The organism is Rhodothermales bacterium (assembly GCA_034439735.1).
Taxonomy (GTDB): domain Bacteria; phylum Bacteroidota; class Rhodothermia; order Rhodothermales; family JAHQVL01; genus JAWKNW01.
Map to the genome: position 1 here is coordinate 1 of JAWXAX010000206.1, position 10567 is coordinate 10567.

At 63.5% G+C, this 10567-nt stretch carries 10 protein-coding genes; 8 read left to right on the plus strand and 2 right to left on the minus strand.

From position 1 onward, the window contains the following. Positions 1–131: 131 nt before the first annotated feature. From SH809_15270 to SH809_15285, 4 genes are all read left to right on the plus strand, one after another. The gene (locus SH809_15270) at positions 132–356 is read left to right on the plus strand and encodes an amphi-Trp domain-containing protein (protein ID MDZ4701068.1); all 225 of its coding nucleotides are present in this window, start codon (positions 132–134) and stop codon (positions 354–356) included. 9 nt (positions 357–365) lie between these two features. Further along, complete coding sequence (locus SH809_15275; GenBank protein ID MDZ4701069.1) at positions 366–2276, plus strand: S8 family serine peptidase; 1911 nt, start codon at positions 366–368, stop codon at positions 2274–2276. A gap of 5 nt (positions 2277–2281) precedes the next feature. After that, positions 2282–2587 carry a hypothetical protein gene (locus tag SH809_15280; GenBank protein MDZ4701070.1) on the plus strand — a complete coding sequence of 102 codons (306 nt, stop codon included), beginning with the start codon at positions 2282–2284 and terminating at the stop codon, positions 2585–2587. Positions 2588–2665: 78 nt separating this feature from the next. Beyond that, complete coding sequence (locus tag SH809_15285; GenBank protein ID MDZ4701071.1) at positions 2666–3364, plus strand: VIT family protein; 699 nt, start codon at positions 2666–2668, stop codon at positions 3362–3364. A 10-nt stretch (positions 3365–3374) separates the two neighbouring features. Here SH809_15285 and SH809_15290 read toward each other — a convergent pair whose 3' ends face one another. Then, a complete protein-coding gene (locus tag SH809_15290; GenBank protein MDZ4701072.1) occupies positions 3375–3629 on the minus strand; it encodes a hypothetical protein in 255 nt (84 codons plus the stop codon). A gap of 247 nt (positions 3630–3876) precedes the next feature. Here SH809_15290 and SH809_15295 point away from each other — a divergent pair, with 247 nt between their 5' ends. The 4 genes from SH809_15295 (at position 3877) to SH809_15310 (ending at position 9604) form a co-directional block, all read left to right on the plus strand. Beyond that, a complete protein-coding gene (locus tag SH809_15295) occupies positions 3877–6243 on the plus strand; it encodes a phosphoketolase family protein (protein MDZ4701073.1) in 2367 nt (788 codons plus the stop codon). Continuing rightward, entirely contained in the window at positions 6240–7454 is a 1215-nt protein-coding gene (locus SH809_15300; GenBank protein ID MDZ4701074.1) for an acetate/propionate family kinase, read from the plus strand. Before SH809_15295 ends, SH809_15300 begins: the two co-directional genes overlap by 4 nt. A gap of 86 nt (positions 7455–7540) precedes the next feature. Continuing rightward, a complete protein-coding gene (locus SH809_15305; GenBank protein ID MDZ4701075.1) occupies positions 7541–9049 on the plus strand; it encodes a DUF1593 domain-containing protein in 1509 nt (502 codons plus the stop codon). Positions 9050–9334: 285 nt separating this feature from the next. Beyond that, positions 9335–9604, plus strand: a complete 270-nt coding sequence (locus SH809_15310) for a DUF2442 domain-containing protein (GenBank protein MDZ4701076.1) — start codon at positions 9335–9337, stop codon at positions 9602–9604. A 68-nt stretch (positions 9605–9672) separates the two neighbouring features. Here SH809_15310 and SH809_15315 read toward each other — a convergent pair. After that, positions 9673–10567 (minus strand): hypothetical protein (locus tag SH809_15315; protein ID MDZ4701077.1); only part of this gene is annotated, 895 nt, incomplete at its 5' end.

Below are 10567 nucleotides of genomic sequence, written 5' to 3' on the forward strand. Positions count from 1 at the left end.
ATGACGATGCCCTGGATTGTAGAAATCTCAACAGTTTGTGAACCCTTAACCTGAAACCACTCACGATAATCCGACAGGATTTACGTGAATGTACTTAGATCGAAATCATCTACATCCAACATAGGATTTCCATGGCTGAGAAAGAAGACCGCGATCTCGAAAAGACCTACACCACGGCCCAATTCGTCGCCAAGCTCCGCCGGCTGGCGGATGCGCTTGAAACCGGCGAGCGGTTTACGATCCAGATCGCCGGCGAACGGATCAACGTCCCCGCCCACGCCACGTTTAACATCGAACACGAACGCAGCGACGGCGAAGAAGAAATCGAATTCCAGCTCACCTGGAAAAACGACTGAGAAAATCCCATGACGTTCCGGATTGTCCTACTTTCCCTGTTACTCAGTGCGTTTTCCATATCTTCCCTGGATGATAAAGTCCGCCTCGAAACCCGGGTCGACCGTGTTCATCGCGAGTTGGGCATGACGGGCGAAGGGGTGATTGTGGCCATCCTCGATCGAGGCATCGATTACGAACATCCGGATTTCCGGAACGAGGACGGGACGACGCGTATCCTGTTTATCTACGACATGACGGACGATACCGGCGCCGGCGCGTCGGATAATTCGTTTGGGTTGGGGACGATCTACACCCGCGCGCAGATCAACGCGGCGCTTACCAGTGGCATCCGGCTGGCGACGCGCGACGCCTTCGGGCACGGGACGACGACCGCCGGCCTCGCCGCAGGCAACGGGCGGGCCAGCGACGGATTGTACGCCGGCATGGCCCCGGATGCCGACCTGATCGTCGTCAAGATCGTCGGCGGCGCGCCGGCGCATGGCAATGAGCCGGCTGAAGAGTCTGCCGACGTACGGGACATGGAGGCGGCGATGGATTTTGTCATCCAGAAGGCCGAGGAAGCTGGCCAGCCGTTTGTCGCCCTCGCCAACATTGGCAGCATCGGGGCCGCTTCGGATGGGACGACGGCCTGGGCGCGGGCCATCGACGAGCGGTTTGGGGACGACTTTCCGGGCCGGGTGTTTGTCACCGGCACCAGCGACGACGGCGGGATGCCCAACCACGCCGCCGGCCTGATCCAGGCCGGGCAGTCCGCCGACCTGCTGATCCATAAGGGCGATGCAGGCAACCTCCGGTTCGAAATGTGGTACCCCGGCTCGGACCGGTACGACGTGACGATCATCGGGCCGGGCGGGACGTTTGGGCCGTATGCCTATCCGGTTAACGCCAACCGGGACACGCAGCAAACGGTCGACTTTACCTACTTCCACAACGGCACGGCGGTCGATTTCTGGGACGCCGCCAGTTCACGGCGGGAGATCCTGATCGACTTCGCGACATCGGGCGACTATACGGTACGCCTCGAACGTAAATTGGGCATCGATGGGCGGTTCGATGCGTTTCTGAATCCCTCGCGCCTGTTCGAAGGCGTCAATAACCGCTTTGAGTCGTTTGTCGTGCCGGGGTATACGGTATGGGATATGGCGAGCTCGCAGACGAACATCGCCCCCAATTCGTACGTGTTGCGGCACGACTGGACGGACATCGACGGGGTCGCGCGCAGCGAGAGTGATGAGGGCGCCATCGGCGATCTGTGGCTGGGCAGCGGCATCGGGCCGACGATGGACGACCGGCGCGGCGTGACGGTCAGCGCGCCCGGCGAGCGGCTCTTCGCCCCGTACGCGCCGCGGTCGTTTTATGCGACAGACCGCGCCAATATCGTGCGCGACGACGGCGCCGGCGGGATGTACGGCCTCCAGAGCGCCGTCAGCGCGGCCGCGCCGGTCACGACCGGCATCATCGCGCTCATGCTCCAGGCGAATCCACAACTGGGCGCTGTTGATGTGCGCGTAGCGCTCCAGCAAACGGCCCGCGAGGACGCTTTCACCGGCGATACCCCGAACAGCCGGTGGGGATTTGGGAAGATCGACGCGTTCGCGGCGGTGGCCCGGATTCTCGGGGTTGTGGATCTAGTGGAGGTCGAAGGCGCCCTCCCGCGCGAGGCGACGCTGTTCGCGAACTACCCGAACCCTTTTTCGGGATCGACGACCCTGCGTTTCGCGCTGCCGGCGCCGGCGGACGTTCGCCTCTCCGTGTTCGACATGCTCGGGCGCGACGTGACCGTGTTGGTGGACCAGTCGCTCTCTGCCGGGGTGTATGAGACGGCCTTCCACGCCGAAGCGCTGCCGGCCGGCGTGTATGTTGTGCGGCTGGAAGCTGGCGGACGCGTGTTTAGCCGGACCCTCACGCACATCCGGTAACCCATATGGTTGCGATCCAGAACACCCTTAACCAGACGCTGTTGTACCTCGACGGCGAATACATCCTGAATCTCGGCAGGAAGCGGATCGGGCGGGTGGAAGGCGCTGTCTTGATGAATCTCCAGGGGCAGCCTATCGGAGGTGTGGAAGCTGATCGAGTGCTGGATCCGGCCGGCCGGCACGCCTTTACGATTCGTGGCAACAACGTACTCGACCGCCGCGGTGTCTCCATTGCCACGATCGAGGAAGGCACGCTCCTGGATAAGGGGCTTTTAGCCGCGGCGTTCGGGGTATTTTGTACGGATGGGTAATTTGACCGGTTGGATGAAGTCAACGCCTCGCCGGAACTCCACGATTTTCACTCATCCCCACCTGACGCGTCGCTGCATATGGACATCCTGCTTCACGCGGAACGTCATCGAATGCACCGTATCGGCTGGCTCCGCGCCGCCGTGCTCGGGGCGAACGACGGTATCGTGTCGACGGCAAGCCTGGTGCTCGGCGTAGCTGCCTCACAAGCCAGCGCGGAGAGCGTACTTGTCGCCGGCGTGGCCGGGCTCGTGGCAGGTGCGATGTCGATGGCGGCGGGGGAGTATGTATCCGTCAGCTCGCAATCCGATACCGAGCAAGCCGAACTCGACAAGGAGCGTCGAGAACTGGCAAACGACACGGCCTTCGAACGCGAGGAACTGGCCGCAATCTATGTCGATCGCGGACTCGACCCCTCTCTGGCCGCGCAGGTGGCCGATCAGCTGATGGCTCGTGATGCACTGGGCGCACACGCTCGGGACGAGTTGGGGATATCAGAATTGACGACGGCGAAGCCCATACAGGCCGCCCTGGCATCGGCCGGTACGTTTGCGGTGGGCGCCGCGCTGCCTTTGCTGGTTGTCGTGATATCGCCCGCTTCGGCTATGTTGTGGACCGTTGCCGTCAGCGCGCTGGTTTTTCTGGGGCTGCTTGGCGCGGTTTCGGGCCGCGTCGGCGGTGCCTCCCCGCGCGTCGCCGCGTTTCGCGTCACCTTCTGGGGCGCACTGGCCATGGGTCTGACATCCGGTGTCGGCGCGTTGTTCGGGGTAGTGACGTAGGGGCAACGATTCATGGGCCGAATACAATGCCATGGCCAGAAAAAATTCGACACCGAATGAGTCCGCCGACATCTTCCTCGCGGCGCTCGATCATCGGCACAAACCCGAGATCCTGGCGCTCCGCCAGATCCTGCGCGAGGCCGACCCTTCGATGCGAAGCGCGCGGTGTTCTCGGAACGGAGTCGGGTGTGGATCGCCCGGGTGTGACAGCGACGATGGAGAGGCTGCCGGACGATGCCAGCGCGCGGCGGACGCCGCCGGCCACGCGGTTGTGCCGTTAACGCGCCATTTATTAATGGCAATTTGCCGGAACTCAGACAAGCCGATGGCTGTCAGGGCATCTGCTTCCCGATGTATTGACGAGGTGAGTCAACACACGCCAGGCGCTTGATGCCTTTCGGAATGCAGACCGTTTGGGTCTACTCCAGACCCAATGATCTTTCCAACAGCCCACGACGGTACCATTACGATGGACGGAGTCGAGCTTCGTGGCCAAAACCTGACTCAACACGATGAATCCTCCCCCCACATCCACCCTGCTACAAAAGCTAGACGCCTACTGGCGGGCTTCGAATTACCTGTCGGTCGGGCAGATTTATCTATACGATAACCCACTGTTGCGCGAGCCCCTGTCGCGCGACCATATCAAGCCCCGTCTGCTGGGGCATTGGGGAACGACGCCGGGGCTCAACTTCATGTATGTCCACCTGAACCGGCTTATCGTGGAGCATGATCTGAATATGATTTTCATCACGGGGCCGGGTCATGGAGGGCCTGCGGCTGTGGCGCAAACGTATCTGGAAGGGTCCTACAGCGAGCGGTATCCCGACATTTCGCAGGACGAGGCCGGGATGGGGCGCCTCTTCAAGCAGTTCTCGTTCCCAGGCGGCGTTCCGAGTCACGTTTCGGCGGAAGTGCCCGGATCGATCCATGAAGGGGGCGAGCTGGGGTATGCGCTATCCCACGCCTATGGCGCGGCGTTCGACAACCCCGATCTCATCGTGGCCTGTGTGGTGGGGGACGGCGAAGCCGAGACCGGGGCGATGGCGACGAGCTGGCACTCGAACAAGTTTCTCAATCCGGCTCGCGACGGAGCCGTATTGCCCATCCTGCACCTGAACGGCTACAAAATTGCCGGCCCGGCCGTTCTGGCGCGCATCAGCCCCGAGGAGATCGATCAGCTTTTCCGCGGCTATGGCTACACGCCGTACGTGGTGGAAGGCGACGATCCGGACCTCGTTCATGCGGCCATGATGGAGACGCTGGATACTGTGCTCGCCGATATTCGCCGTATCCAACACGCCGCGCGTTTCGAGGGCGTCGGCGAACGGCCGCGCTGGCCCATGATCATCCTGCGGACGCCGAAGGGGTGGACCTGCCCGGAGACGATCGACGGCCGGCCGGCGGAGGGCTCCTGGCGAAGCCACCAGGTGCCGCTGGACGCCTTGCACACCAACCCGGACCATCTCCGGATCCTCGAACAATGGATGCGCAGTTATCGGCCGGAGGAGTTATTCGACGACGAGGGGCGTCTACGAGCCGACCTGGCCGAACTGGCGCCGCGCGGCGACCGCCGGATGGGCGTTAACCCGCACGCCAACGGTGGAGAGCTACTTCGCAACCTCCGGCTGCCCGATTTTCGCTCGTATGCCGTCGACGTGCCCCGGCCTGGCGGGGTCGACGCCGAATCGACCCGGGTGCAGGGGAGCTTCTTGCGCGATGTGATGGCGATGAACCAGGAGGCTGGCAACTTTCGCGTCTTCAGTCCGGATGAAAACGCCTCCAACCGCTGGGGGGATATCTTCGAAGTCACCGATCGGTGTCTCGTGGCCGAACGGCTGCCGACCGACGACCACCTGTCCCCCGAAGGCCGGGTCATGGAGATGCTGAGCGAGCATCAGTGCCAGGGGTGGCTGGAGGGCTACTTGTTGACGGGCCGGCACGGCTTTTTTAACTGTTACGAAGCCTTCATCCACATCATCGACTCGATGTTTAACCAGCACGCCAAGTGGCTGAAGGTGTGCAACGACATCCCCTGGCGCCGGCCCATCGCGTCGCTTAATTATCTGCTCTCGTCCCACGTCTGGCGGCAGGATCACAACGGGTTCAGCCATCAGGACCCCGGCTTCATCGACCACGTGATCAACAAAAAAGCCGAGGTCGTGCGCGTCTATCTTCCGGCGGACGCCAACACGCTGCTTTCTGTGACCGACCATTGCCTGCGGAGCCGGAACTACGTCAACGTGATCGTCGCCGGCAAACAGAAGGCGCCGCAATGGCTTTCGATGGATGAGGCCGTGAAACACGCTACCGCCGGCGTGAGCATCTGGGAGTGGGCCTCGAACGACCGCGGGGGTGAGCCGGACGTGGTGCTTGCCTGCTGCGGCGATGTGCCCACGCTGGAGACCCTGGCGGCCGTGTCGCTGCTGCGCACGATGGCGCCGGATCTGAAAATCCGCGTGGTCAACGTCGTCAACCTCATGAAACTGCAGCCGTCCACCGAACACCCTCACGGATTGAAGGATGCGGACTTCGATCAGCTCTTCACCACCGATAAGCCGATCATTTTTGCGTTCCACGGCTATCCGTGGCTCATCCATCGCCTGACGTATCGCCGCACGAACCACCCCAACCTGCACGTGCGGGGCTACAAGGAGGAAGGCACCACGACCACGCCGTTCGACATGGTCGTGCTCAACGACCTCGATCGGTACCATCTGGTGGCGGACGTGTGCGACCGGGTGCCGGCGATGGCTTCCCGCGCGGCCTATACCAAGCAATGGGTGCGCGATAAACTCATCGAACATAAGCAATATATCGCCGAACACGGCGAGGACATGCCCGAAATTCGCGACTGGCGCTGGGAGGCACGGTCGTGAGCATCCTGGTGATGAATGCCGGCTCCAGCAGCCTCAAGCTGGGTCTGTTCGACGCAGACACGTGTGATCCGCTGGCCGCCGGACTGCTCGAATGGGCGACCGACGGCCGGGGCTCCGAGCTCGTCTGGCGGATGGCGGATGGGAAGCCAGGCGAGCGCGTGCAGTTGCCGGCGGACCGGCCGGCGGCGATTCGAGAAGCGCTGGCATCGATCGACCGGCTCGATGGCTCACACGCGCGCATTCGAGCGGTGGGGCACCGGGTGGTCCACCGCGGGCCCGACTTCTCGTCCAGCGTGCGTATCGACGACCGCGTGATGGAGCGGCTGATCGGGTTGTACGACCTGGCTCCGCTCCACAACCCGGCCGCCGTGGCCGTGATCGAGGCAACCGGGGCGGCGCTGCCGGACATAGACCAGGTAGCGGTGTTCGACACCGCCTTCTTCGCCCGACTCCCCGAAAGCGCCCGGGTGTACCCGCTGCCTTATGCGTGGTACAGCGCGTGGGGGATCCGGCGGTATGGATTCCACGGCATCAGCCACGCGTATTGTGCGGAGCGGGCGGCGCAGCTGCTCGGTCGGGATCCGGGGACGCTCCGGCTCGTCACCTGTCATCTCGGGCAGGGCTGTTCGGCGAGCGCCATTCGCGGGGGCGAACCCGTGGCGACCACCATGGGGTTTACCCCGCTGGAAGGGTTGATGATGGGGACCCGCTCCGGCTCGGTCGACCCCGGCATCCTGCTTTACGTTCAGCGCACCCACGGCATTTCGGTGGAGGCGCTGGAACGGGCGTTGCAGAAGGAATCGGGTTTATTCGGGGTCTCGGGCGTGTCGGGCGATTACCGCGAGGTCGAGGCGGCGGCAACGGCCGGACATGCGCGGGCACGGCTGGCGCTTACCCTGTTTGCCGATCGAGTGCGGGCGGCCGTGGGGGCTCTGGCGGTGCAGTTGGGCGGGGTGGATGCCCTGGTATTCACCGCCGGCGTGGGTGAAAACGCCCGTGGCCTCCGGTCCGAAGTGTGCCGCGGCCTGGAGTGCCTCGGTCTGGTGCTCGACGCCGATCTGAACGCCTCGGCGGATCCGGATGCAGATCTCGCCGAGCCGGGTTCTCCTGCACGTATCCTGGCCATTCATACCCGGGAAGATTGGATGATCGCCCGGGAGACGCAGCGGGTGGTGGGAATATCCCATCATCGGAGCGGCGGCTTGCGCTGATGACCGATTGAATGCGGCGTGCAGCTACCTTAGTTTGTGACGGTCGACACGTGTGATTTCGCACGACCAGCAATCCCGATTCCCTCATGCGCTCCCAGGTATTCTTTAATCGGCTATTCCTCCCGGGGCTTTTTGCCCTGATCCTCCAGCCGGCCACCGCCCAGCCCCAGCCGTACGACCCGGCGACGATCGACACCTTCGCCGGCCGGCCGCGGCTGTTTGTGCTGACCGACATGGGCAACGAGCCGGACGACCAGATGTCGATGGTCCGCCTCCTCGTCTACGCCAACGAAATCGACATCGAGGGACTGGTGGCGACGACCTCGACATGGCAGCGGACGAGGACCAACCCCCACACGATCCGGGACATCGTTGCCTCCTATGGCGAGGTGCGGTCGAACCTCCTGCTGCACGCCCCGGGCTGGCCCGAGGCGGCCGCGCTCGATGCGCTGGTAGTTTCCGGGCAGCCGGCGTATGGAATGGCCGCCGTTGGATCCGACCAGTTGAGCGCCGGCGCCGAGGCGCTGATTCGGGCCGGCGACAAACCCGACAACCGGCCGCTGTGGGTGAGTGTCTGGGGCGGGGCGAACACGCTGGCGCAGGCGCTGTTGACGCTCCGCGAGACCCGCACGCCCGAGCAGGTGGAGGCCTTCGTGCGAAAGCTCCGCGTCTATTCGATCTCCGATCAGGACGACGCCGGCTCCTGGATCCGCCGCGAATTCCCCGGGCTGTTTTACATCGTAGAGCCCTCGCCGCAGGATGCGAGCGCGTACTACTACGCGACGTGGACGGGCATCGCCGGCGATATCTTCTACCGCAACGGCGCCGGGGCGGACTCGACGCTCATCTCGAACGCCTGGCTAGAGACCCACATCCGGGCGAAGGGCCCTCTCGGCGCGCACTACCTCCGCTTTGATTATATCATGGAGGGAGACACGCCGGCGTACCTCGGGCTGACGAACAACGGCCTGAACAGCTACCGCAATCCGAGCTGGGGCGGGTGGAGCGGGCGCTACATCTGGACGCAGCCGCATGGCGAGACGCACCCGATCTGGTCGCAGGGCGGCGACCTGACCAGCCGCGTCACGTCACAAGATGAAGTGGTGGGCGTCGATGGGAAGACCTATATCTCCGACCACGCGACAATCTGGCGGTGGCGGGCGGCCTACCAGAACGATTTCGCGGCGCGCATGGACTGGTCCGTCCAGCCGTTCACGCGGGCGAACCATCCGCCGGCCATCGTCATCAACTCCGCCCTCGGCGCCGCGCCGCTATACCTCGACGCCCGTGTCGGCGAGGAGGTCGTGCTGGACGCCCGGCCGACGAGCGATCCGGATGCGCATCCACTCCGCTACCGCTGGTTCCACTACCTCGAGGCCGGCTACACACCGGGGCAGGGCATGGCCGCCGTGTCTATCGCCGGCGCCAACACCGCATGCGCCGTGGTGACGCCGACGGCGGCGTGCCGGCCGAACTGGCTGGCCACGAACAGGGCATGCGCCGAGGGGATCGCCCACATCATCCTTGAAGTAACGGACGGCGGGACGCCGGCGTTGACGCGGTACAAACGGGTGGTGCTGCGGGTGAGGGGATGAGGGACAAGCAGCTATTGGTTATGACACAGCACTGTCACTATCATTGATTAGAATCCTGCATTCCAATCCAGTCATAGGAGTGCAAGATGAGCCCGACAGTATTTCGGTTGCATGGATTACGCTTCTACTTCTTTTCAAGAGAGGAACCGCGTGCGCATGTACACGTCCATGGGGAAGAAGGTGAAGCCAAGTTTTGGCTCGAACCTGAGATATCACTTGCCAGAAATGAGGGGTTTCCCGTCTGGCAGTTGAAAAAGATCCAGGAGATCATTACGGACAGACAAGATGAAATTCGAAGAGCGTGGAATCAACACTTCGGTGGTTGAGGTGACCAATGTGTCCGCGCACGGATTCTGGCTCCTTATTGGCGAGGAAGAGCTCTTCCTGCCATTTGAGCAATTTCCCTGGTTCAAGGAGGCCACGATCAGTCAGATTACGGGGGTTGATCTGGTCTCGTCGAATCATCTTTTCTGGCCGGCGTTGGATGTCGACCTGTCTCTGGAAGCGATCCGCCATCCGGAGCGGTTTCCGCTGGTGAGCAACACCGGTCTATAGCGGTTGGCCGTCAACCATGCGCGTACCGCTTCGTTGAGTACGCGTAAAGGCGAGGGGAAGCGCCGTTCTCAGCCGATCGTTACCTCGGCGTGATGATCCACGCGGTCGTCGACCAGCGGCAGGCCGGCGCCTGGCAGGGTCTTGCCATCCAGCACGACGTGCTGAACGGCGTGCCCATCGCCAAGGCGGCGGACCTCGATGTGGTAGAACGTTTCGCGGTAGCGGTAATGGACGCGGAACGACTGCCACTCCGATGGCATCGAGGGAGCGAATTGCAGGGTGTCGACTTCCAGGTGTACCCCGAGCAGCGACTCGACGATCAGGCGGTACATCCAGCCGGCGGAGCCGGTGTACCAGGTCCATCCTCCCCGTCCTACGTGTGGCTCGACGGCGTAGACATCGGCCGCGACGACGTACGGCTCCACCCGGTAGCGGGCGATCGCGGCGGGGGTGTTTCCGTGGGTGATCGGGTTGATGAGCGCGAACAGTTCCCACGCCTTTTCCGTGTCTCCCATGGCAGCCGTGGCCATCACCGTCCAGATCGCGCTGTGGGTGTATTGCCCTCCATTTTCGCGTACGCCTGGGACGTAGCCCTTGATGTACCCGGGGTCGAGGTCCGAGGTGTCGAAGGGCGGATCGAGTAACTGGATGAGTCGCGCGTCGCGGCGGACGAGGCGGCGATCGACGCTTGCCATGGCGCGGGCGGACCGCTCGCGGGAGCCGGCGCCCGAGAGCACGGACCAGCTCTGCGCGATGGCATCGATCTGACATTCGTCGTTTTCCGCGGACCCGAGCGGCGTGCCGTCGTCGAAGTACGCGCGGCGGTACCACTCGCCGTCCCAGCCGTGGTCCGCGATGTGACCCCGAAGCCGGCCGGCTTCGAGGGCATACCGTTCGGCGGTAGGGTGGTCGTCACGCGTGCGTGCGAGGGCGGCGAACTGCGTCATCACCTCGTGGAGGAAA